We start from the raw sequence: 20,672 nt of genomic DNA on the forward strand, positions 1-20,672 counted from the left end.
TGGTTGTTTCAGACGTCGCGGGTTTCGCGCCAGGGCCCGGGCGGGCCGAGAGGCTCCGCCAGCCGGCGCGGCCGCGACGGGGACAAAAAGCGCGGTGCGGCTTAGCCGACCACGCCCATGATGTCGCTTTCCTTCATGATCAGCAGGTCTTCACCGTCGATCTTGACCTCGGTGCCCGACCACTTGCCGAACAGGACCCGGTCGCCGGCCTTGACGTCGAGGGCGATCAGATCGCCGTTGTCCTTGCGGCCACCCGGGCCGACGGCGACGACTTCGCCTTCCTGCGGCTTTTCCTTGGCGGTGTCGGGAATGATGATTCCACCGGCGGTCTTCGCTTCGGAATCGACCCGGCGAACGACGACGCGATCATGCAGAGGACGGAACTTCATGTCGTGCTCTTTCCTTTCCTGGCCAGCGTGGTACTCCTTCCCGCGATGCCCCGCCTCGGGGTCGTCGGGAAACCGCAGACCACGTTGGCACTCTGTGAATGAGAGTGCTAACAGCGGCCTTGATGTAGGACGGCCTCCGATGGCTGTCAATGACCTCCCGTACGGGTTTTTTCGCCGTTCGCGACACATTGCCGGTTTTTCCCTTGCAGGCCTCCGCCAGCGCCGTCGGCCACTTGGAAAAACTGCGGAATTTCCTTGGCGTTAACGCTTTTTGAAAACGTTTTGGCAAGGTCGCCCGGATAGTCTTCGTTGCATGATGAAGAAGCCGCGTCTCCTCGCCCGCCTTGCCGCCGACCGTCGCGGCAGCATCGTCGTCCCGCTTGCGGTCTGCACGGGGGTCTGCCTGCTCGTGGTCGGCGCCGGCATCGACTACACCCGCGCCTACAACGTGAAGGTGGACCTGCAGGCGGCGGTGGATGCCACCGCGCTTGCCGCCAACTACGACAGCAACGGGCTGTCGGAGGCCAAGGTCAAGGCGAACGCCGAGGACTATTTCCGGGCGATCTACAAGGGCGGGAACGACGAGGCCGTCGATCTCGACGTCTCGGTCGTCAAGGGGACGGTGACCGTGCGGGCGGGGAAAACCGTGCACACGATGCTTGGCAGCGTCATGAACAAGAGCTCGATCGATGTCAGCGTGATGTCGCAGACCGTCGTCGGCAAGGCGACCTTCGACGTCGTCATGGTGCTCGACAATTCCGGCTCGATGGCCGGAAGCAAGATGAGCACGCTGAAGGATGCCGCCGAGGACCTGACCAAGACGCTGTTCAAGATCAACGAGGACGGCGACAAGAAGGACCGGGTCAGGATCGGCCTGGTGCCCTTCACCTCCTTCGTCAATGTCGGGACGGACAAGGAAACGGCAAGCTGGATGGACCGCGAGGGCCGCTCGCCGATCCACTGGAAGAATTTCGAGACGGACGGCAGCGGAAAGCCGGACACCGACGAGTTCGACAGCAAGCACCTGGTCAACGGCAAGCCGAGCCGGTTCACCCTGTTCAAGCAGCTGAAGCACACCAACTGGCTGGGCTGCGTCGAGGCGCGGCCGATGCCCTATGACGTCGACGACACGCCGCCCTCGACGAGCAATCCGGCAACGCTGTTCGTGCCGGAGTTCGCGCCGGACGAACCGTCCAGCGCCAACAAGAAGTGGGGCGATTATTACTACAACGATTATCTCAACGACGATCGCGGCGCCTGCAAGAAAAAGGCGAAGAAGGCCTACAAATCATCGGGCATGAACCAGTGGGAATATGCCCAGAAGCGGCTTTGCAAGTACAAGGATCAGCCGAAATCGCTCGGCAACACGTGGAATAACGGGCCCAACTACTGGTGCAAGACCGAGCCGATCACCGACCTGACCGAGAGCAAGTCGACGGTGCTCGCCGCCATCAAGAAGATGAAGGCGGACGGCCACACCAACATTCACCAGGGGGCGATCTGGGGCTGGCGCGTGCTGTCGCCGTCCGAGCCGTTCACCAAGGGCCGCGAGCCGAAAAAGGACTCCGACGAGGAGCATGTGCGCGTCCTCATCGTCATGACCGACGGCGAGAACACCTATCAGAGCCAGAGCACGTTCAACAAGACGCGCATCAACGCCTATGGTTATGGCACGGAGGAGCGGCTGGGCAATGGCGTCGACGACTACTGGGAAATCCAGAACAAGATGGACGAGCGTTTGAAATTGACCTGCACCAACGCCAAGAAGACGGGCGTTCAGGTCTACACCGTGGCGTTCCAGATCTACAACAGCGGCACCGTCAGCATGATGCGCGACTGCGCGACCACCGCGTCCATGGCCTTCGACGCCAAGTCGAACGGCGACCTGACAGAGGCCTTCGAGCGGATCGCCGAGGAAATCACCAAGCTGCGCCTGCAGATGTAAGGCAGGCGCCGCTCCGCCTTTCCGGTCCCGGTCCTAGGGTCAGGACCCATTAAATTGACGAAAATGGCGTTCGATATGACAAGAGATGCAAGGAAAAGCTCGAAGAGCGGGGTTGGCGCCCCGGCCGAGAGCTTTGACGCGGCAGATCGCCGTCAGATCGAACGTCCTTCGGATCGGGCGAATTTGCACGGGCGTCAGCGTCGCAAGGCCTTGAAAGGCTTCAGCCTTCCCGCGGCCTTGCTCCTTGCCTCCGCGCAAATTCGCTCCGACCATGTCCGCCTATTTAATAGGTCCTGACCCTAGGCGTTCAGCGCGAAGGACCAGGCGGCTGCGATCACCATTCCGGCGGTGATTGCCCAGACCGCGCTTTTCCAGCGCAGCATGACGAGCGAGGCCAGCGCCACCGCGACGGCCTCCCGCAACCCGCCCCTGGCCACCAGCGATGCGACAAGCGCAGCGATCACCGAGATCGACAGGTTGTCGAGAAAATGCTCGACCGCCGGCGACATTCTGACACGGCTCATCAGGAACGCGCCGGCGAGGCGGCTGCCGAGCGTGATGGCGGCGACCAGTAGGATCGCGGCCCAGGCTGCCAGGTCACCTGGCATGGCGCACGCTCCCCGCGATGCCGCCGGCAAGCGCGCCGAGGATGACGTTCCAGCCCGTCGGCACCTGGTCGAGCAGGACGACAGCGACGATGGCTGCGACCAGAACGGGAAGGATCTTCGTCCTGCGCTCGATCTGGCCGGCCACCATGGCGGCGAGAAAGCATGTCATCACCACGTCAAGGCCGTAGGTGGCGGGCGCGCCGATCAGGCGCCCGGCCAGGGCGCCGATTGCCGTTCCGGCGATCCAGTTCACCCACAGGATCAACCCGCCGCCGAGAAGCACGCCGAGGTCGCGCTCGCCCGCGCGCAGCGCCATCTGGCCGCTGGCGAAATTCGGATCGCTGAGCAGCGACAGAAGCAGCACCCTGTGTCGGGGGGGCAGGGTGTTGATCCAGGGAGAGAGGGCCGCGCCCATGACGACATGCCGTGCGTTCACCGCCAGCACGACCAGCGCCAGCGATGCGAAGGCGATCGGATCCTGCCAGAATTCGAGCGTCGGGAACTGGGCGGCGCCGGAAAAGACCAGGGCGCTCATGGCGATCGACTGGATCACCGGGAGGCCGCGCTCGGACGCGGCCACGCCGAACGCGATGCCGAAGGGGATGACGAAGATCGCCACCGGCAGCAGCGTGCGCACGCCGCGCCAGGTGCCGGCCGGGCTCAGGACCAGCCTGCCTCCGGGCGGCTCCGGGGCAGGAGAAGGGGTCTGTGTCATTCTCGGCCTGTTCGTCCTGTGCGCGCCCCGTGGGGCCGCAGGGCGCGCGGCCGGGTCAGTTGGCGGCGCGCACCGTGAAGGGCAGGGTCACGTCCGCGGTCTTGCCGCTCGCCGTGTCGGTGAGTTTCGTCACCAGGGCATAGTCCCCGGCGCGCAGCCCCTCGAAGGCGAACCGCAGCGTGGCGTGGAACTCGCGCAGCTTTTCGCGGCTGTCGGCGGTGAGTTCGGCAAAGCCGGTCTGCGCGGCGAGCACCTGTCCCGAGGTGTTGAGGAGTTCGAAATCGGCAACCAGCCGGACGCCGTAGCCCAGATCCGTCTCGACATACCCGAACCCGACGGGCCGGGTATAGACGGTGAGCGTCTCGCCCTCGGCGAAGACGGCCTCACTGCGCGGCGTGTAGCGGCCGAAACCGGCGACCTCGCCATCGACGAAGGTGGCGGTGGCCAGCGACAGGGGCGCCTGCGCCCAGGCGGCATCAAGACCCTCATAGGCGGCGGCGAGCGCTTCGGGAAGGGCGGGGGAGACGGGCTGTTGCGCGGTGGCCGTCCCCGGGACTGCCGAAAGGGCGAGCGTGGCGGCAAGCGCGCAGGCGCTTGCAAGGCGTGACGCATATCGTCCCGCGCTGCCGCGTGCCCGTGTTCCGAAAGGTCCGCTGCCGCGGTCCGTCAATCCACCCCTGATCATGTCTGCCCCGCCCTGGTAAAGCCCCGCAAATGCGTATTTTGCGGCGCACCGTATAGAACGGACAGGGGAAAACAACAAGATTATCCGGCAAAACCGGTGAACGGCGCGAAGCCTTCGCCCTCGGGGCGTCCGCTCCATGACTGGCGCTTGCGATAGATCGTCGAGGGGCTGATTTCCAGGGCCGCCGCGGCCTTGGCGATGTTGCCGTCGAACGCGTCCAGCGCATCCTCGATGATGCGCTTTTCCTGCGCCCAAAGCGGCTCGATCTCGCCGCCGCGCCGGCGGTGCTGCATGGCTGCCGCGTGGCGGGCCGCGTCCTGCCGGTGCGACAGGCCTTCCCCGGAGAGGAACGCCGGCAGCATGGCCGCCGTCAGCGCGTCGCCGTCATTGAGGACCACCGCCTGGCGGATTGCGTTCTCCAGCTGGCGGACATTGCCCGGCCAGTCGTAGGTGAGCAGCTTCTCGCCCGCGCAAGGCGCGATGCCGGTGAAGGCGCGCCCCTCCTCGCCGGCGTGACGGGCAAGAAAAGTGCCGGCCAGCGGCAGGATGTCCTCGCGCCGGTCGCGCAGGGCGGGAAGGCGGATCGGCAGCACGTGCAGGCGGTAGAAGAGGTCCTCGCGGAACCGCGCGGCGGCGATTTCCGCATGCGGATCCCGGTTGGTCGCGCAAAGGATGCGCACATCGACAGGGCGCGGGCGGGTGTCGCCGATGCGCTGGACGGTGCCGGTCTGCACGAAGCGCAGGAGCTTCGACTGCAGCGCCATGTCCATCTCGCCGATCTCGTCGAGGAACAGTGTGCCCTTGTCGGCAAGCTCGGCCGCGCCCGGGCGGCTTTCGGAGGCGCCGGTGAAGGCGCCGCGCACATGGCCGAAGATCTCGCTTTCCATCAGCTCGCCGGGAATGGCGGCGCAGTTGATGGCGATGAAGGGGGCCTCGCGGCGCGGCGACCTGGCGTGGATGGCGGCGGCGCAAAGTTCCTTGCCGCTGCCGGATTCGCCGGTGACGAAGACCGGGGCGGAAGACGGCGCGATGCGGCGGATCTGGTCATAGACCTCGCGCATGCGGGCCGAGCCGCCGACGAAACCCTCGAACCGGTAGGGTTCCTCCGGCGCGCCGCCCGGCTGGCCGCGTCCGGGAATGCGCCGGCCGGCCTCGTCGCGCGGAACGCGGATGTTCTGGATCAGGAAGCGGTCGATGCGCTCGGCCACGGCAACAGGGTCGGCGGGGACGGAGATGACGTCATGCGCACCGGCCTCCATCGCGGCCAGGCTGCGTGTCAGCGAACCGCGCGAACTCACCGCCATCAGCATGGCCTGCGGCTGGGCGGCGGCAAGCCGCGAAAGGTGCCCGTCCTGCCCCAGCGTCTCCAGGTCGACGATCATCACGTCGGGACGGACCTGGGTGCTTGCGGCGTAGAATGGCTCGAAACTGTGATAGGCGACCGGTGTCGCACACGCGTGGTCCATCGCATCGACGATGGAACCGGCGAGCGTGCGCGTGACACCCTCGCCATCGAGTATGGCCAGTCGGATTTGCCCCGCAGCGCCATGCATGGATTCCATGCTTTGGCGACCCCCTTCTTTGCAGCCGAACGAACGGCATCGATTTGATTTGCCGTCAGATTCTTGATCGCACATGGTAAACAAAGTGTTTCCGCCCGCGCTATTGGCCCGTACGGCTTGCGAAGTTCTGCGGATAGGTGCCCCGGCCCGGCGGTGCTAGGGTCGCCGCCGGTCGGTTCGACCATCCGATTTCGAGACATCCGGGGATCTTTGCAGATGAGACGCCTCCTGACCCTGCTCCTGCTGGTTCTTGCCGGTGGCGGTGCCTACGCGGCCTATCATGTCTGGTCGTCGCGTCCGCTCGCGGTGACGATCGTGCGCCCGCATATGGGAAGCGCCGCGGACGTCGTCTACGCCACCGGCGTGGTCGAGCCGGTGCGCTGGGCCAAGGTGACGAGCGTCCTGCGCGAGCGCATCATCGAGCTGTGCAGCTGCGAGGGCGAGGCGGTCGAGGCGGGTGAGGTCATCGGCCGGCTGGATTCCTCCGCCGCCCGCGCCACGCTCGCCGAGCTGGAAGCCCGCGCCCAGCTCTCCGAACAGGAGCTGGAGCGTGCCGCCGGCCTGCTCGAGCGGCGGGTGACTTCGCGCAGCGCCTTCGACAAGGCGGAAAACGACCATTCCCGCAACATCGCGCTGGTCGCCGCGCAGCGTGCGCGGCTCGGCGACTACGAGTTGCGCGCGCCGATGGACGGCCAGGTGCTGCGCCGCGACGGCGAGGTCGGCGAGGTGGCCGAGCCCGGCTCCGTGCTGTTCTGGGTCGGCCAGGCACGGCCCTTGCAGATCGTCGCCGACGTCAACGAGGAGGACATCCCGCTGGTGCGCACCGGGCAGGAAACCGTTGTCCGCGCCGACGCCTTTCCGCAGGCGAGCTTCGATGCCAGGGTCGACCGGATCACGCCGAAGGGCGATCCGGTCCTGAAGACCTACCGGGTCTATCTCGCTTTTCCGCAGGAGACGCCGCTGATGATCGGCATGACCAGCGACGTCAACATCGTCGTGCGCGAGGTGGCCGAGACGATGCTGGTGCCGCTGGCCGCGCTCGACGGCGACAAGGTGCTGGTGCTGGGAGCGGACGGCATGCTGGAGGAACGGGTGCTGGAGGTCGGCATTCGCGGTGTCGACGAGGTCGAGGTGCTGTCGGGCCTGACGCTTGACGAGCGCGTCGTCTCCCCCTGGGCGGAAGGGCTGGCGGCGGGGATGCGCGCCCGTCCCGCCACCGGCGATGACGCTGTCGAGGCTGGTGGGGATGACGCTGGCAGGACTGGCGGCTGAGCCATGCCCCTGGTCCTGTCCATCGCCCTCACTCATATCGGCGGCCGGTTGCGGCAGAGCATCATCTCGGTGCTCGGGGTGATGCTCGGCGTCGGCTTTTCCATCGCCATGGCCTCGCTGATGCAGGGCTCGCAGGACGATTTCATCGCCACGCTGATCGACGCGATCCCGCATGTCGAGGTCAGCGACGATCGCCGCGAGGCCGCCCCGCCGCCTGCGGCGGAACGCTTCGGCGCCGTCAATGTCATCGGCGCCCGGCCCGACGACGACACGCGCGGCCTGCGCAATCCCGTCCGGCTGGAGGCGATGCTGGAAAGCTGGCTGCCGGGCCGCATGGCCGCCTCGCTCTCCGGACAGGCGGTGCTGCGCTATGGCGGGCGGGACGTGGCGCTGTCGCTGACCGGCATCGACCCGGCGACCTATCTGCGCGTCTCCACCATCGGCGACGACATGCGCGAAGGCTCGTTCATGGAGCTTGCCGCCAATCTCAACGGCATCGTCGTCGGCGACGGGGTCACGGAAAAGCTCGGTGCCAAGCCGGGCGACACGATCGCGGTCTCGACCTCGGCCGGAGCGGTGCGGCGGCTGAAGATCGTCGGCACCTTCCACACCGGCGTGACCCAGGCGGACGAGGCCACCGGCTTCACCGTGCTGAAGACGGCGCAGGTGCTTTTCGCGAAGCCGAACGTGATCAACCGGCTGGCCATCCGCCTCGACGACGTCAACGCGGCGCGCGCGGTCGCCGCCCGCGTCGAGCGCATGACCGGCTACCGCGCGACCTCCTGGCAGGAGGCCAACGAGAGCCTGATGGAGGTGCTCGTGGTGCGCAACATCATCATGTACACGGTGGTCGGCGCGATCCTGCTGGTCGCCGGCTTCGGCATCTTCACCATCGTCTCGACCATCGTCCACGAAAAGGCGCGCGACATCGCCATTCTCAAGTCGCTCGGTTTCGAGCAGGGCGATATCCGGCGGATCTTCCTGACCGAGGGACTGGCGATCGGGGCGCTGGGCTCCGTCCTCGGTTCCGCCCTCGGCTACGGGTTGTGCGTCGGCCTCGGGTCGCTGACCTTCGAGGTGAAAACCAATATCGAGATGACCTCGCTGCCGCTCGCCTACAGCCCGGTGCACTACGCGATCGCCTGCGGCTTCGCATTGTTTTCCTCCGGCATCGCCGGCTATGTGCCGGCGCGCAAGGCGGCCTCCCTCAATCCCGTCGAGATCATCCGGGGGGCCTCGTGAGCGCGCCGCCGGCAACCGGTTCCGAGGCCGGCCGGGTGCCCTTGATCGAGGCGCGCGGGCTGACCCGCGTGCTGCCCGGCACCGTGCCGGTGACGCTGGTGCGCGGCATCGACCTTGCGATCCAGCCGGGCGAGTTCGTCGCCATCACCGGGCCGTCGGGCTCGGGCAAGTCGTCGCTGCTGTATCTGCTCGGCCTGCTCGACGTGCCCAGCGAAGGCGAGGTGCTGGTCGAGGGCGAGGCGACGCACCGCCTGTCCGAGGCGCGCCGCGCGCGCATGCGGCTCGCCTCGCTCGGCTTCGTCTTCCAGTTCCACTTCCTCTTGCCGGAATTCACGGTGGCGGAGAACGTGATGATCCCGATGCGCAAGCTCGCCCGCCTGTCGCGGGGCGAAATGCGCGCGCGCGCCGAAAGCCTGCTTGGCGAGCTTGGCCTTGCCGACCACACCGACAAGCTGCCCGACCAGTTGTCCGGCGGCCAGCGTCAGCGCGTCGCCGTTGCCCGTGCGCTCGCCAACGAGCCGCCGGCGATTCTCGCCGACGAACCGACCGGCAGCCTCGACAGCAAATCCTCCGAGCAGGTGTTCGAGATCCTGCGTGCGCTGGTCGACGATCACGGCAAGACGGTGATCGCCGTCACCCACGATCTCGACATGGCGGCGCGCATGGACCGACGCCTGCATCTCGTTGACGGGATGCTGGCCGACCCGTGAGCGCGGAAGAGGGAAGGGGCGCTCAGCCGGCGACGACGTCGTAGCCGGCCGCCTCGATCGCCTCGACGATGCGGGCCCGCGGCAGGGTCGTCTCGATTGCCGCCTTGCCGCTTGCCAGGTCGATCTCGGCGCTCGCCGTGGGGTCGGCGGCGAGGAGCGCCTTCTTCACCGAGGCGACGCATCCGCCACAAGTCATGCCTTCGATTCTGATCTCGATCATCGTGGTTCCCGTTTGCTGGTGCCGGCCCGCAAGGACGCCCCCGATACGGTGGCGACGGCGGAACGGCTTGCCTGATCGGGCGGAGGATGGAGTTTCCGGCAACTGGAAGGTCAAGCGCAAAACGCAGAGTGGCTCCGCCGGTGGGCGGAGCGCGGTCAGCCGTTGAGGCCGTCGGCGGTCCGTGTCGGGCGGAACTCCGTGACCGTGTAGCGGGCAATGCCCTGGGCGTGGAACGGGTCGGCTCGGATGATCTCCTCCACGCTCTCCCGGCTTTCCGACACGGCGACGATGATGCCGCCGGTCCTGGGCACCTTGGCGCCGGAGGCGAGAAAGCGACCTTGCGCATAGTTGCGGTCGAGAAAGGCAACGTGGCCGGGGATCAGCGGCTCGACCTCCTCCAGCGGCACGAGATATTCGATGTCGACGATGAAGAGGTTCTGTCCCTCGGCGATCAGTGGCATTGGCGGTCTCCTTCGATGGTGGGCACCCGCACGCCGGGCAAGGATGGTGCGTCAGGCGAACTGTACCAGGTCCCACAGGTTGCCGTAGAGATCGCGGAAGACCGCGACCTTGCCGTAATCGGCCTGTTTCGGCTCGCGAACGAACGTGATCCCGGCGGCGAGATAGGCCGCATGGTCGCGGTCGAAATCGTCGGTGGCGAGGAACAGGAACACCCGCCCGCCGGACTGGTCGCCGATGTAGCTCTCCTGGCGGGGCGTCGAGGCGCGGGCGAGAAGCAGGGACGTGCTGCCCGTGCCTTTCGGCCTGACCACGACCCAGCGCTTGTCCTGCTCGGGCTGGCAGGTGTCCTGGACGAGTTCGAAGCCGAGCTTGCCGACATAGAAACCGATCGCCTCGTCATAGTCCCTGACGACGATGGCGACATGGGCAAGGGTCTGGGTCATTCTGCGCCGCCTCGATCTGGAAAAACGCGATTCCGTCTCGCGGCATCGTTTCAGGAGCGCGGGGCCCGGGCAAGCGGCGCTTGCGGCAAGAAAAGGGAAAAGCAATGCGGAAAATCGGCCTGATTGGCGGCCTGAGCTGGGTGTCCACGGCGGAATACTACAAGCGGATCAACGAACTGACCCAGGAACTGGCGGGCGGGGTCTCCTCCGCCCGAATCGTGCTGGAGAGCGTCAACCGGCAGGATTACGTGGATGCGGTCATCGAACGCCGGGACGAGGCGGCGGCCTGCGGGCAGATTGCGGCATCGGCGCGCGCCCTGGAGGCGGCGGGAGCGGACTTCGTCGTCATCACCTGCAATGACGTTCACCGCTTCGTTCCCGAAATCCGGCCGATGCTGGATATCCCCTTCCTGCATATCGCCTCTGTCACCGCGGCGGCGATCCGCGCGGCCGGTTACCGGAAGGCGGCTCTGCTCGGTGTTCGCAAGACGATGGAGAGCGCGTTCTATCCCGATATGCTGGCCGCCGAGGGCGTCGCAACCGAGGTGCCGGAGGAGGCCGAAAAGGCCTTCATCCACGACAGCATCTACGAGGAACTGGTGCACAACCGCTTTCGCGAGGAGACGCGGGAAGGCTACCGCCGGGTGATCCGGGCGATGGCGGCGCGCGGCGCCGACTGCGTGGCGCTTGCCTGCACCGAAATCCCGTTGCTGCTGTCGCCGGACCAGGTGCCGCTGCCGTCCTTCTCGACCACCGAACTGCACTGCCGTGCGGCGGTGGAACGGGCCCTGGCGGGGTAGCGCTGCCGCGCCACCTGTTCGTGCGGCACGTCTTTCCGCTGCGCGCGGCACCTCTTGGGGCTGGAGACTCGGAAGAATCGTCGTATTCATGCACTATTAGGGGTAGGTTTGATTCGGCTTCCGTGGAAGCTCGAGCATGGCCGGACAGGTATGGCACGCGCGACAAGCATCTTCATTTTCCTCTGCATGGGGGTGATCGCCGCCTCTGTCGCCGCGATCATGATCTTCCAGTTCTCCCGTCCCGCGGGCGAGGCGATTTCGCTTGGCCTGGCGCTTCTGTGCACCATGGCGGTGCTGCAACTCGTCTTTGCCCGCCAGCGCGAACGCGGCGATATCTCCGAAAAGGTATCGATGCTGGAGGAACGTGTGCTCGAGGTCGACGAGGATATCGGCAACCTCGAAGGACGCCTCTCCGGCATGGAGACGAACCTGCCGCGCCGGACCCGCGAGGAGATCGACCCGCTCTTTGCCGAGGTCGAGGTGCTCGGCAGCCTGATCAAGCAGATGGCCGAGGCCATGGCCGGCATGGAAGACCGGATCGACGAACAGGAGACACGCCAGCTTCCGCCGCCGCCGCAGGAGCGCTTCGCCCGCTACGAAGAGGCGCCGCGCGCGCTCGGCTATACCGGGCAGACGCGCCCGGCGGGCAGCGGGCAGGGGGCGGGGCTCGATCATGTCACGCCGGAGCGCGTCGGAGGCGGGCATTCGGGGCATGGAGATGCCGGATACCGGGATGACGGGCGCAGGGACGAAGGCCACAGGGATGACGGGCGCAGGGATGACGGCGCCGGCCGTCGTGGCGATCCCGGCAGGGATACCCGCCCCGCGTCGCGTCACGAACCCCGTGCAGGCATGCCGCGCGCCCGCGAGGAGCCGCGTCCGGATCCGGAACTGCGCCGCGTCATCCAGGATGCACTCGACAACAACCGCGTAGACCTGTTCATGCAGCCGCTGGTCAGCCTGCCGCAGCGCCAGGTGCGCGACTACGAGGCGCTGACCCGCATTCGCGACGCAAACGACAATTACCTGGAACCGGTCGATTTCATCGGCGAGGCGATCCGTGCCCGGATGATGCCGGCGATCGACAACCTGATGCTGTTTCGCGCGGTCCAGGTGCTGCGCCGCCTGACCAGCCGCAACCGGCGCTCGGGGCTTTTCGTCAACCTGTCGTCGCAGACGCTGGTGGACGAGCGTTTCTTCCCCGGCTTCCTCGATTTCCTGCGCGCCAATGACGGTTTCGCCGGTCAGCTCACCTTCGAATTCACCCAGGACGACGTCAACGAGATGGGCGCGCTGGAGCTGGAAAGCCTCGCCGCGCTCGCCGAGCTTGGCTACCGCTTTTCCATGGACCGGGTCTCGGACCTGAAGATGGATTTCAAGAACCTCTCGGACCGCGGCTTCCGCTTTGTGAAGCTGCATGCCAGCCGCCTGATCGGCACCGAGCACATGCCGGCAAGCCACATTCATCCGGCCGACCTGGGAGACCTCTTGCGCCGCTTCGCCATGGAGCTGATCGTCGACCATGTCGAGACCGAGGCGCAGGTGCTGGAGATCCTCGACTACGATGCGCGCATCGGCCAGGGCTACCTGTTCTCGCCGCCGCGTCCGGTGCGCCCCGAGGTGCTGCAGGCAAGGCCGGCGCAAAAACCGGTGCGCCGCGCCGCCGAATAGGCCAGGGCCGTTTTCCGCGCGACCGGATGGGCGGGCAAGGCGGGAAATACCGGTGCTGGAGAAGAAAAAAGGCGGCAGGGCCGAAGCCCGCCGCCTTTCGTGTTTTCAAATCAGCTGTTTTCGGATCACGCGTCTCGCCTTGGGGGCGACCTGTCGCCGGTTGCAGGCTCAGCTTGCTCCTGAGCCGACCGTGACCACGAGCGGCCTTGCATTCTTCAGCAGCCGGTCGGCAACGCGGCGCACGTCTTCAAGCGTTACCGCCTCGATCAGGCTGTTGCGGTTGTCGATATAGTCCATGCCGAGCCCTTCGATCTGGAGGCCGAGAAGCTGGTCGGCGATCTTGTCGGACGTGTCGAAGCGCAGGGCATAGGAGCCGGTCATGTAGGCCTTGGCCTTGGCCAGTTCCTCCGCGCCCGGCCCTTCGCTCACCATCCGGGCGATCTGCGCCTGGATGATCGCCAGCGTCTCCTCCGCCCGGTCGGAGCGGGTGCCGGTTGCCGCCATCCAAAGGCCGGCATGCTCGTAGGGGATCAGGTAGGAGCCGACGGAATAGGCAAGGCCGCGCTTCTCGCGCACCTCCTCGTAGAGCCAGGAGGAGAACGAACCGCCGCCCAGGATGTGGTTCATGACGAAGGCCGGGATGAAATCCGGGTCGTCGCGCTTCAGCCCCGGCAGGCCGAGGCGGATCGAGGTCTGCGGCACGTCGAGCGCGATGCTCTTGCGCTCGCCGTCCGGCGACAGCGCCGTGTCGGCGACGGCGACCAGTTCGCCGGCCTCCGGCAGGGTGCCGAAGACGCTGTCGAGCAGCGCCGCGAGACGCTCCGGCCCGATGGCGCCGACGACCGAGATCTTCAGGTCCTTGCGCGCGAAAATGCGGCCGTGCAGCGCGGCGAGGTCATCCGGCGACAGTGCCGCGACGCTGTCCTGCGTGCCGCTGGAGGGGCGGCCATAGGGGTGGTCCGGAAAGGCGGTCTCGGCCCAGACCCGGCCGGCGATGGCATCGGGATCGGTGGCCTCGCGGCGCAGGCCGGAGACGATCTGCCGCTTCATTCGCTCGACAGCATCCGTGTCGAAGCGCGGTTCGTTGACCGCAAGCCGCAGCATCTCGAAGGCGTCGTCGATATTGGGGGTCAGCGTGCGCAGCGAACCGTAGAAGTTGTCGCGGCCCGCATCGAAGCCGATCCTGACCGAGAGATCCTCGAGCCGCGTCTGGAAGGCTTGGGAATCGAGATCCCCGGCGCCCTCGTCGAGCGTCGAGGACAGGAGGTTGGCAAGCCCCTCCTTGCCGTCCGGATCCTGCGAGGCACCGCCGGCGAAGGCGAACTTGATGGCGACGATGGGAACCGTGTCGTCCTGCACCAGCCAGGCGGTCAGCCCGCCGGGGGTGGTGATTTCCTGGATCTCCATCGCGGCGGCGGGCAGTGTCGCGGCGAACAGGCCGGCGACGAGGAACCCGGCGGCGGCGAGGCGGCGTCCGGTTGCGGTGAAAGCGGTCATCGGGAAGCTCCCTGGATGGCGGTCATCTGCGGGCGCGCGGCACGGACGGGATCCGTGGCGCGGCATGGGGCCCGTATGTGTCATTGCCTGGCGGCCTCGCCGGAGTCGGCGGCCGGCGCGGCCGGATCGGCGGCCGCCGGGGCGGGTGTCGGCGAGGGGCGCAGATAGGCGGTCACCGGCGCCGCCGTGAGATGGGTGCGGGCCGCCTCCTGCACGTCCTGCGCGGTGACGGCGGCGATCTCCGCCGGCCAGTCGCGCACCTCGTCGATGGTCGATCCGGTGGTCAGCGCCACGCCGAAGATGCGCGCAAGGCTGGTCTGGCTGTCCTGGGCATAAAGGGCGGAGGACAGGAGGCTTTTCTTGGCCCGCTCCAGCTCCTCCTCCGTGACGCCGGCCTCGGCAATGCCCTTCAGCACCTCAAGCGCGGCAGTGCCGGCGTCTTCCAGCGTGGTGCCGTCGGCGGGCACCGCGTAGATCATGAAACGGGTGTCGTCGAGCGAGCTCGACTGGTACCAGCCGCCGGCCGAGGTCGCGATGCCCTTGTCGATGACGAGGTCGCGATAGAGCCGGCTGGTGCTGCCGCCGCCGAGGATCTCGGCAAGCAGGTCGAGGCTGGCCGCGTCACGCGTTTCGCCGCTGGTGTAGCTCGGCACGATCCAGGCCTTGCGCAGGCTCGGCTGGTTGACGCGCGGATCGGCGTAGCTGACCTCCATCGCGCCTGGCAGCGCCTGCGGCCGCGGACGATCGCGCTCGCCCGGCTCGGCCCGGCGCGCGACCTTGCCGTAGGTCTCTTGCGCGAGGCGGCGCACCTCGTCGGCGGTGACGTCGCCGGCAACGATCAGGATGGCGTTGTTGGGCGTGTAGAAGCGGTCGTAGAAGGAGATGGCGTCCTCGCGGTCGAGGGCGGAGATCTCGCCCGGCCAGCCAATCACCGGCGTGCCGTAGGGGTGGTTCACATAGAGCATCGCGTCGAGCGTTTCGCCGAGCATCGAGCTCGGATCGTTCTCGACCCGCTGGCGGCGCTCTTCCAGCACGACGTCGCGCTCGGGCAGCACGACCTCATCGGAGAGCACGAGGTTTTCCATGCGGTCGGCCTCCAGCGCCATCATCTCGGCGAGATGCTCCTTGGCGACGCGCTGGTAATACGCCGTGTAGTCGTTGGAGGTGAAGGCGTTCTCCTGTCCGCCGATCTCCGCGACCCGCCTGGAGAAGGCGCCGTTCGGGTTGGTCGGCGTGCCCTTGAACATCAGGTGCTCGAGAAAATGGGCAATGCCCGACATGCCGTCCGGCTCGTCGGCGGCGCCCACCTTGTACCAGATCATGTGGGTGGCAACGGGCGCCCGCTTGTCGGGAATGACCACCACCTGGAGCCCGTTGTCGAGGCTGAAGGAGCTCATCTCGCCGCCGATCTTGATGTCGGCAAAGGCGGCAGCGTCGGCCGCCTGCGGAACTTCGGCACGCGCTGCGGCGGGCGCGAGCGCCAGCAGCGCGCAAGCGCCGGCAAGCAGTGCGGTCTGCCGAATGCGGCGCGGCAAGGCTCTAGCGGGTTGCGACAAGGGAACGACCTCCGGGATCATGGCAATGCTGCGATGCATCGAGATATAGGCAGCGGCGGCACAAAAGCCCGTGAACTTTTCGTAAGGTTGCCGGTTCTGCCGTGCCGGACGGTCCGGCGCCCGGCGGGGCGCATGGCCTGCGGGGGTCGGAAACCGGGTGCCGCCAATGAAAACGCCGGGGCATTGCTGTCCCGGCGCGTGTCAGCCTGGCGGATCGAACGTCGGCGGCGCTCAGCGAAGCGTTCGCGCCGAGCGGCCATCCATCAGCAGTTCGATATCGGACTTCTGCGGCTGCTGCGCGGTCCGGGTCGGCTCGGCCATCGGCGCGTCGGGCGAGGGCTTGGAATATTCCGTCGGCGGCTCGATCAGGTAGCGCCGGACGGGCTCGCCATTGGCGTCGAAGATCCCGGTCTGCTCCTTGGCCACGCCAACGCGCTGGTTGAGCTCGTTCGGCTTCATCCTGGCGTCGTCGAGCTTCTCTTCCTGGCGGATCTCGGCCTGGATGTCACGGTTGGCTCCGTTGCCGGCAAGCTCCTTGATGCCGCGCGACTGGTAGATGTTGCTGCGGCCCTGCTTGTCGATATCGGCCTTGTCCCGGTAGATGTCCTGGATCTTCTTGAGCTGGGCGTCATCCTGCTCGGGCCAGTTGGCGACGACCTTCTCTTCCTCCGGCTGGGGGAGAGAATCCATCGACGCGGGCATGGCGAGCGGCGCGCGCGGCTTGTACTCGATCTTCGCCTCGGTCTTGGCATCGACCGCGCCGAGACCTTCCATCAGCGAGCGGACCATCGCAACATCCGGGGCCTCGTCGGACGACGAGCCGTCATTGAAGCCGTCCGCGCCGTGCTGGCAACCCGCAAGCACGAGCGCTCCTGCAACGACAAGGGCAAGCCGGCCGCGACGGGGGATCGGGCTGGCGATCGGGCTTGCAGGGTTTTCGGTCTGGCTACGACGCGACACGGCGGCGATCCTTCAACGGTTCTGGCGCGACATGGCCTGCGTGGCCCTGCTCGCTGTCATGGCGGTCGCCGATCTTGCGAGCGGGCACGCCGGTCGAGCGCGCGGAAAATCTCTCGCTTACTCAGACGGACTCTTTGCGGCATCATTGGGGCCGCCAAGAAAACTGTCATACAGCAGAGCGGCCACACCGGCAACGATCCACACGTCGGCAAGGTTGAAGACATACCACGAGAAGCTGCCGACATGAAAATGGAAGAAGTCGGCGACCGCGCCATGGACGATCCTGTCGATGCCGTTGCCGAGCGCGCCGGCGATCACCAGCGCGAAGCCGACGACCTGCATCTTCCGGGTCGCATGGCTGCCCCAGACCCAGAACAGCGCCGCGACGACAAGCGTGACGCCGACCAGCAGCCAGCGGCCGAGATCCGCCTCCTGCTGGAACAGACCGTAGGATATACCGTAGTTCCAGACCATGACGAGATCGAGGAACGGGGTCAGCGCCACCCGGCCGCGCGCGGCGATATCGAAGCCGTAGAGCATCCAGGCCTTGAACGCCTGGTCGACAAGCATGCCGGCAACGGCGATGCCCAGGACGGGAAGGCTGGCGTGTCCCCAGAAACGGAAGCGGGTCATCGGGTTTCCTCGAGGCGGCGGACTGGGGCGGGGCGTTTGGCTCCGCCGCTGCGGTCAGTCGGGCGGGCCGGTACGGTTGATGCGGGCGGCCAGTTCCTCGCGGCTCTGCCGGTTCTCGCGATGGGCGATATAGATGCCGCTGGCGACGATGAGCGCGATGCCGATCCAGGTCGGACCGTCCGGGAAGTCGCCGAAGACGAGGTAGCCGAACAGGGTCGCGCTGACGATCTCAAGATAGTTGAACGGTGCCAGCACGGACGCGGGCGCGGCCGCGAAGGCCTTGACGATCAACCCGTGGGCGAAGAAGGACAGCGCTCCGACGATGGCCAAGAGCCCCCAGCCGGGCAGGTCCGGCATGACCGCGATGCCAGGCTCGTAGCCTGCGATGTTGGCGATCAGGAACAGCGTGCCGAGCAGCATCACGCCGCCGATGCCGGCGGTGAACTGGACGCAGAGCATGCTGCCCTCGCCGGACAATTTGCGGGTGATCACGAGATACAGAGCGAACAGGAGGGCGGCGGCCAGCGGCAGCAGCGCCGTCAGTCCGAAATTGGCGAAGCCGGGGCGGATGATGATCATCGCGCCGACAAGGCCGACGGCGACCGCCGCCCAGCGGCGCGGCCCGACCGGTTCCTTGAGCAGCACCGCCGACAGGATGGTCAGGATCATCGGCTCGACGAAGAAGATGGCGATGGCGTCGGCGACCGGCATCGTCGCGAGCGCCGTGAAGAAGCACACGCTTGCTCCCGAGAGGAAGAAACCGCGCAACAGGTGCGGCCACAGGCGCGGCGCGCGCAGCACGGCAAGGCCCGGACCGATCGCCGCGGTGAGCAGCGCGAACAGCATCTGGAAGGCGAAGCGGCCGAGGGTGATCTGCAGCGGCGGCTGGGTCGCGGTGAGGTATTTGGCGGTGACGTCCATCAGCGGCACGAGCAGCATTGCCGCCGACATCAGGGCGATGCCCCGCATCACCGATGCGGCCGGTGCCGGGATGTGCGCTGTCATGCCCCGCCGTCCCCATCTCCGCCGCGGCCGGTGGCCGCGCCGTTGACGGCAAGGTCGACGGATCCCAGCGGCACGAGGCTGGCGAGCGCGGCGCGCGCCTCGGCGCTGTCGCGGTCCATCTGCGCGATCAGCGCCTCGATGCTGTCGAACTGCGCTTCGGGGCGCAGATAGGCGGCGAGCATTACCCGCATCCGCCGGCCGTAGAGATCGCCGGAAAAGTCGAAGAGATGCACCTCGAAGAGCGGCGCGCCATTGTCGAAGGTCGGTCGCCGGCCATGACTGGCGACCCCGTCGATCCATCTGCCGTCGACCTGCGCGCGCACCGCGTAAATGCCGTGGGCAAGCCCGGTCTCGGGAGGCAGCGCCAGATTGGCGGTCGGATAGCCGAGGTCGCGGCCCCGCTTGTCGCCGTGGCGCACCTCCGCCTCCACCGACCAGCGGTAGCCGAGCAGCGCGTTCGCGAGCGCGATGTCGCCTTCGGCAAGGGCTGTGCGAATGCGGGTCGAGGAGACGGCCTCGCCGGCCTCGTCGTTCTCCGGCGAGACGATGGTCACGCCGAACCCGTCCGTCCGCCCGGCTTCCTCGAGGAATTCGGGGGTGCCGCGGCGGGCCCGGCCGAAGTGGAAATCGTAGCCGGTGACCGCGTGGCGGATCTTCAGCCGGCCGCGCAGGATGTCATGGACGAAGGCCTCGGCCTCGATACCGGCGAATTCCCGCGTGAAGGGCAGGCTGACCACGCCGTTGAGCCCGGTGGCGGCCAGAACGCGGGCCTTCATCTCCGCCGGCGTCAGGCGAAAGACGGGCCGGTCGGGGTTGAAGACGCTGCGCGGATGCGGCTCGAAGGTCAGCGCATAGGCCGGCGCGCCGGCCTTGCGCGCGACGGAAAGCGCGATGTCGAGCACCGCCCGGTGGCCCCGGTGTACGCCGTCGAAATTTCCGATGGCCACCACGCCGTGTTCCAGCGCTGCCGGAAAGGCGTCGAGATCGGCAATCGAGACGAAGGGAAGGGGAGCGAACTGGGTCATCGGCATTCGGTCATCGGCGCGCGGCCGGGGCTGAATTTCCCGACCGCAGAGACGAGTGCCGGGGTTGCCGGCGGACCCTGCCCATTCGCCCGGGAAAGGTCAAGCGCGGATGGCGCGGGAGCCCCCTTGCGGGCGGCGGCCGGCCCGCGCCTCAGCCGCGCGGGTCGCCGTCCTCGGCCTCCGCGCGCGAGGGCACCTTGACCATCGCCTCGCCCTCCAGGACGACCGTGTCGCCCACCATGCAGCGGCAGTCGAGGCGGGCCCGGTTGCCGCGCTCGATCAGCTCCGCGACGGTCACCGTCACGGTGACGACGTCGTCGATTCGCACCGGTGCGCGAAAATTCAGCGTCTGGGAAAGATAAATCGCACCGGGCCCCGGCAGCCGCGTACCCAGTACGGCCGAGATCAGGCTGGCGGTATAAAGACCATGCGCGATGCGGGTGCGGAACGGGGTCCGGGCGGCGAAATGCTCCGACAGGTGTATCGGATTGCGGTCGCCGGATACTTCGGCGAAACCAATGACATCGGAAGAACTTACAATCTTCGTCAGGGTTTCGCTTTGCCCCGTTTCGAGATCTTCGAAATAGAGTGTCTGCAACGCCAGCATGGTCCCCTCCCGTCCGTTGTCCACCAGGCCGGGCGGAAGCTAGCCGGTCCCGCGTTCCTCGGCAATTGAGCTTTCGAGGCAGATAGGCCGGCGCGCATTAACGGAGTTTTCAGGTGCGCCGGGCTAAGGTCAGCCAGCGTGGGGAGGCGGAGACACGAAAGACGTGTCGTCCTCCTGAAGATCTAAAAAGCATCAGACGCTCGCTCAAGCGGGTCGGGCAGATTGACAGTATGGAGTAGACAATGGCCCTTGATGTTCAGATGCCGGTCCTCGTGGTCGACGACTACAAGACCATGATCCGCATCATTCGCAACCTCCTGAAGCAGCTTGGCTTCGAGGATATCGACGATGCGGCGGACGGCACGGAAGCGCTCGAGAAGATGAAACAGCGCCGCTATGGCCTGGTCATCTCCGACTGGAACATGGAGCCGATGACCGGCTATGAACTGCTCAAGCAGGTTCGCGCCGACGCCGGTCTCTGCAAGACGCCGTTCATCATGGTCACGGCCGAATCCAAGACCGAAAACGTGATCGCCGCCAAGAAGGCCGGCGTGAACAACTACATCGTGAAGCCGTTCAACGCGCAGACGCTGAAGGGCAAGATCGAGGCGGTCTTCTCCGACTGATCCAGACGCGGGCGCCGGACGGACGCCCGGGCGAAGGAA

22 protein-coding genes are annotated in these 20,672 nt (G+C 67.0%); 7 read left to right on the forward strand and 15 right to left on the reverse strand.

Annotated elements, in window-relative coordinates:
* Positions 1-101 precede the first annotated feature (101 nt).
* Complete coding sequence (groES, locus tag ACQY46_RS08120; RefSeq protein ID WP_067220552.1) at positions 102-389, reverse strand: co-chaperone GroES; 288 nt, start codon at positions 387-389, stop codon at positions 102-104.
* 313 nt (positions 390-702) lie between these two features.
* On the opposite strand from groES, the gene ACQY46_RS08125 reads away from it, so the two are divergent.
* The gene (locus ACQY46_RS08125; RefSeq protein ID WP_428699746.1) at positions 703-2,334 is read left to right on the forward strand and encodes a pilus assembly protein TadG-related protein; all 1,632 of its coding nucleotides are present in this window, start codon (positions 703-705) and stop codon (positions 2,332-2,334) included.
* Between the two features lie 299 nt (positions 2,335-2,633).
* Here the strand turns inward: ACQY46_RS08125 and ACQY46_RS08130 are convergent, their stop codons facing one another.
* The 4 genes from ACQY46_RS08130 to ACQY46_RS08145 form a co-directional block, all read right to left on the reverse strand.
* Positions 2,634-2,942 carry an AzlD domain-containing protein gene (locus tag ACQY46_RS08130; protein ID WP_428699747.1) on the reverse strand — a complete coding sequence of 103 codons (309 nt, stop codon included), beginning with the start codon at positions 2,940-2,942 and terminating at the stop codon, positions 2,634-2,636.
* A complete protein-coding gene (locus ACQY46_RS08135) occupies positions 2,932-3,657 on the reverse strand; it encodes an AzlC family ABC transporter permease (RefSeq protein WP_428699748.1) in 726 nt (241 codons plus the stop codon). The genes ACQY46_RS08130 and ACQY46_RS08135 overlap by 11 nt, the downstream gene beginning before the upstream one ends.
* Positions 3,658-3,712: 55 nt before the next feature.
* Positions 3,713-4,342, reverse strand: coding sequence for a hypothetical protein (locus tag ACQY46_RS08140; RefSeq protein ID WP_428699749.1), 630 nt, complete (start codon positions 4,340-4,342; stop codon positions 3,713-3,715).
* A gap of 80 nt (positions 4,343-4,422) precedes the next feature.
* Positions 4,423-5,904 carry a sigma-54 dependent transcriptional regulator gene (locus ACQY46_RS08145; RefSeq protein WP_428699750.1) on the reverse strand — a complete coding sequence of 494 codons (1,482 nt, stop codon included), beginning with the start codon at positions 5,902-5,904 and terminating at the stop codon, positions 4,423-4,425.
* A 216-nt stretch (positions 5,905-6,120) separates the two neighbouring features.
* Here ACQY46_RS08145 and ACQY46_RS08150 point away from each other — a divergent pair, with 216 nt between their 5' ends.
* From ACQY46_RS08150 to ACQY46_RS08160, 3 genes are read left to right on the forward strand one after another with little or no spacing between them, the layout of a single operon-like run.
* Positions 6,121-7,176: an efflux RND transporter periplasmic adaptor subunit gene (locus ACQY46_RS08150; protein ID WP_428699751.1), complete on the forward strand. Its 1,056-nt coding sequence runs from the start codon at positions 6,121-6,123 to the stop codon at positions 7,174-7,176.
* Between the two features lie 3 nt (positions 7,177-7,179).
* Positions 7,180-8,418: an ABC transporter permease gene (locus tag ACQY46_RS08155; RefSeq protein ID WP_428699752.1), complete on the forward strand. Its 1,239-nt coding sequence runs from the start codon at positions 7,180-7,182 to the stop codon at positions 8,416-8,418.
* Positions 8,415-9,128 (forward strand): ABC transporter ATP-binding protein, encoded by a 714-nt coding sequence (locus tag ACQY46_RS08160; protein ID WP_428699753.1) that lies wholly within the window; start codon positions 8,415-8,417, stop codon positions 9,126-9,128. The genes ACQY46_RS08155 and ACQY46_RS08160 overlap by 4 nt, the downstream gene beginning before the upstream one ends.
* Positions 9,129-9,150: 22 nt before the next feature.
* On the opposite strand, the gene ACQY46_RS08165 is transcribed toward ACQY46_RS08160, so the two are convergent.
* From ACQY46_RS08165 to ACQY46_RS08175, 3 genes are all read right to left on the reverse strand, one after another.
* Positions 9,151-9,348, reverse strand: coding sequence for a heavy-metal-associated domain-containing protein (locus ACQY46_RS08165; protein WP_428699754.1), 198 nt, complete (start codon positions 9,346-9,348; stop codon positions 9,151-9,153).
* A 155-nt stretch (positions 9,349-9,503) separates the two neighbouring features.
* Complete coding sequence (locus ACQY46_RS08170; protein ID WP_428699755.1) at positions 9,504-9,809, reverse strand: YciI family protein; 306 nt, start codon at positions 9,807-9,809, stop codon at positions 9,504-9,506.
* Between the two features lie 51 nt (positions 9,810-9,860).
* Complete coding sequence (locus ACQY46_RS08175) at positions 9,861-10,253, reverse strand: VOC family protein (protein ID WP_428699756.1); 393 nt, start codon at positions 10,251-10,253, stop codon at positions 9,861-9,863.
* A gap of 104 nt (positions 10,254-10,357) precedes the next feature.
* Here ACQY46_RS08175 and ACQY46_RS08180 point away from each other — a divergent pair, with 104 nt between their 5' ends.
* Entirely contained in the window at positions 10,358-11,053 is a 696-nt protein-coding gene (locus tag ACQY46_RS08180; RefSeq protein WP_428699757.1) for an aspartate/glutamate racemase family protein, read from the forward strand.
* A 150-nt stretch (positions 11,054-11,203) separates the two neighbouring features.
* Entirely contained in the window at positions 11,204-12,724 is a 1,521-nt protein-coding gene (locus ACQY46_RS08185) for an EAL domain-containing protein (RefSeq protein WP_428699758.1), read from the forward strand.
* Positions 12,725-12,892: 168 nt separating this feature from the next.
* Here ACQY46_RS08185 and ACQY46_RS08190 read toward each other — a convergent pair whose 3' ends face one another.
* The 7 genes from ACQY46_RS08190 to ACQY46_RS08220 all read right to left on the reverse strand — a co-directional run bounded on the left by ACQY46_RS08190 (position 12,893) and on the right by ACQY46_RS08220 (position 20,007).
* Positions 12,893-14,221, reverse strand: coding sequence for a M16 family metallopeptidase (locus ACQY46_RS08190; protein WP_428699759.1), 1,329 nt, complete (start codon positions 14,219-14,221; stop codon positions 12,893-12,895).
* Positions 14,222-14,301: 80 nt separating this feature from the next.
* Complete coding sequence (locus ACQY46_RS08195) at positions 14,302-15,798, reverse strand: M16 family metallopeptidase (protein ID WP_428699760.1); 1,497 nt, start codon at positions 15,796-15,798, stop codon at positions 14,302-14,304.
* Between the two features lie 210 nt (positions 15,799-16,008).
* Positions 16,009-16,737 (reverse strand): hypothetical protein, encoded by a 729-nt coding sequence (locus tag ACQY46_RS08200; RefSeq protein WP_428699761.1) that lies wholly within the window; start codon positions 16,735-16,737, stop codon positions 16,009-16,011.
* A gap of 117 nt (positions 16,738-16,854) precedes the next feature.
* Complete coding sequence (lspA, locus tag ACQY46_RS08205) at positions 16,855-17,370, reverse strand: signal peptidase II (protein ID WP_428699762.1); 516 nt, start codon at positions 17,368-17,370, stop codon at positions 16,855-16,857.
* 54 nt (positions 17,371-17,424) lie between these two features.
* Positions 17,425-18,375: a DMT family transporter gene (locus ACQY46_RS08210; RefSeq protein ID WP_428699763.1), complete on the reverse strand. Its 951-nt coding sequence runs from the start codon at positions 18,373-18,375 to the stop codon at positions 17,425-17,427.
* Positions 18,372-19,400: a bifunctional riboflavin kinase/FAD synthetase gene (locus tag ACQY46_RS08215; RefSeq protein ID WP_428700440.1), complete on the reverse strand. Its 1,029-nt coding sequence runs from the start codon at positions 19,398-19,400 to the stop codon at positions 18,372-18,374. Before ACQY46_RS08215 ends, ACQY46_RS08210 begins: the two co-directional genes overlap by 4 nt.
* 151 nt (positions 19,401-19,551) lie before the next feature.
* Complete coding sequence (locus ACQY46_RS08220) at positions 19,552-20,007, reverse strand: MaoC family dehydratase (protein WP_428699764.1); 456 nt, start codon at positions 20,005-20,007, stop codon at positions 19,552-19,554.
* A 242-nt stretch (positions 20,008-20,249) separates the two neighbouring features.
* Here ACQY46_RS08220 and ACQY46_RS08225 point away from each other — a divergent pair, with 242 nt between their 5' ends.
* Complete coding sequence (locus ACQY46_RS08225) at positions 20,250-20,633, forward strand: response regulator (RefSeq protein ID WP_067220588.1); 384 nt, start codon at positions 20,250-20,252, stop codon at positions 20,631-20,633.
* The last annotated feature ends 39 nt before the right edge of the window (positions 20,634-20,672 follow it).

Origin of the sequence: Stappia sp. (assembly GCF_965276915.1) — a bacterium.
Classification (GTDB): Bacteria; Pseudomonadota; Alphaproteobacteria; order Rhizobiales; family Stappiaceae; genus Stappia.

Coding starts and splice junctions, on each gene's coding strand:
- groES (WP_067220552.1), bottom strand. CDS start 389: ATGAAGTTCCGTCCTCTGCATGATCGCGTCGTCGTTCGCCGGGTCGAT.
- ACQY46_RS08125 (WP_428699746.1), top strand. CDS start 703: ATGATGAAGAAGCCGCGTCTCCTCGCCCGCCTTGCCGCCGACCGTCGC.
- ACQY46_RS08130 (WP_428699747.1), bottom strand. CDS start 2,942: ATGCCAGGTGACCTGGCAGCCTGGGCCGCGATCCTACTGGTCGCCGCC.
- ACQY46_RS08135 (WP_428699748.1), bottom strand. CDS start 3,657: ATGACACAGACCCCTTCTCCTGCCCCGGAGCCGCCCGGAGGCAGGCTG.
- ACQY46_RS08140 (WP_428699749.1), bottom strand. CDS start 4,342: ATGATCAGGGGTGGATTGACGGACCGCGGCAGCGGACCTTTCGGAACA.
- ACQY46_RS08145 (WP_428699750.1), bottom strand. CDS start 5,904: ATGGAATCCATGCATGGCGCTGCGGGGCAAATCCGACTGGCCATACTC.
- ACQY46_RS08150 (WP_428699751.1), top strand. CDS start 6,121: ATGAGACGCCTCCTGACCCTGCTCCTGCTGGTTCTTGCCGGTGGCGGT.
- ACQY46_RS08155 (WP_428699752.1), top strand. CDS start 7,180: ATGCCCCTGGTCCTGTCCATCGCCCTCACTCATATCGGCGGCCGGTTG.
- ACQY46_RS08165 (WP_428699754.1), bottom strand. CDS start 9,348: ATGATCGAGATCAGAATCGAAGGCATGACTTGTGGCGGATGCGTCGCC.
- ACQY46_RS08170 (WP_428699755.1), bottom strand. CDS start 9,809: ATGCCACTGATCGCCGAGGGACAGAACCTCTTCATCGTCGACATCGAA.
- ACQY46_RS08175 (WP_428699756.1), bottom strand. CDS start 10,253: ATGACCCAGACCCTTGCCCATGTCGCCATCGTCGTCAGGGACTATGAC.
- ACQY46_RS08180 (WP_428699757.1), top strand. CDS start 10,358: ATGCGGAAAATCGGCCTGATTGGCGGCCTGAGCTGGGTGTCCACGGCG.
- ACQY46_RS08185 (WP_428699758.1), top strand. CDS start 11,204: ATGGCACGCGCGACAAGCATCTTCATTTTCCTCTGCATGGGGGTGATC.
- ACQY46_RS08190 (WP_428699759.1), bottom strand. CDS start 14,221: ATGACCGCTTTCACCGCAACCGGACGCCGCCTCGCCGCCGCCGGGTTC.
- ACQY46_RS08195 (WP_428699760.1), bottom strand. CDS start 15,798: ATGATCCCGGAGGTCGTTCCCTTGTCGCAACCCGCTAGAGCCTTGCCG.
- lspA (WP_428699762.1), bottom strand. CDS start 17,370: ATGACCCGCTTCCGTTTCTGGGGACACGCCAGCCTTCCCGTCCTGGGC.
- ACQY46_RS08210 (WP_428699763.1), bottom strand. CDS start 18,375: ATGACAGCGCACATCCCGGCACCGGCCGCATCGGTGATGCGGGGCATC.
- ACQY46_RS08215 (WP_428700440.1), bottom strand. CDS start 19,400: ATGACCCAGTTCGCTCCCCTTCCCTTCGTCTCGATTGCCGATCTCGAC.
- ACQY46_RS08220 (WP_428699764.1), bottom strand. CDS start 20,007: ATGCTGGCGTTGCAGACACTCTATTTCGAAGATCTCGAAACGGGGCAA.
- ACQY46_RS08225 (WP_067220588.1), top strand. CDS start 20,250: ATGGCCCTTGATGTTCAGATGCCGGTCCTCGTGGTCGACGACTACAAG.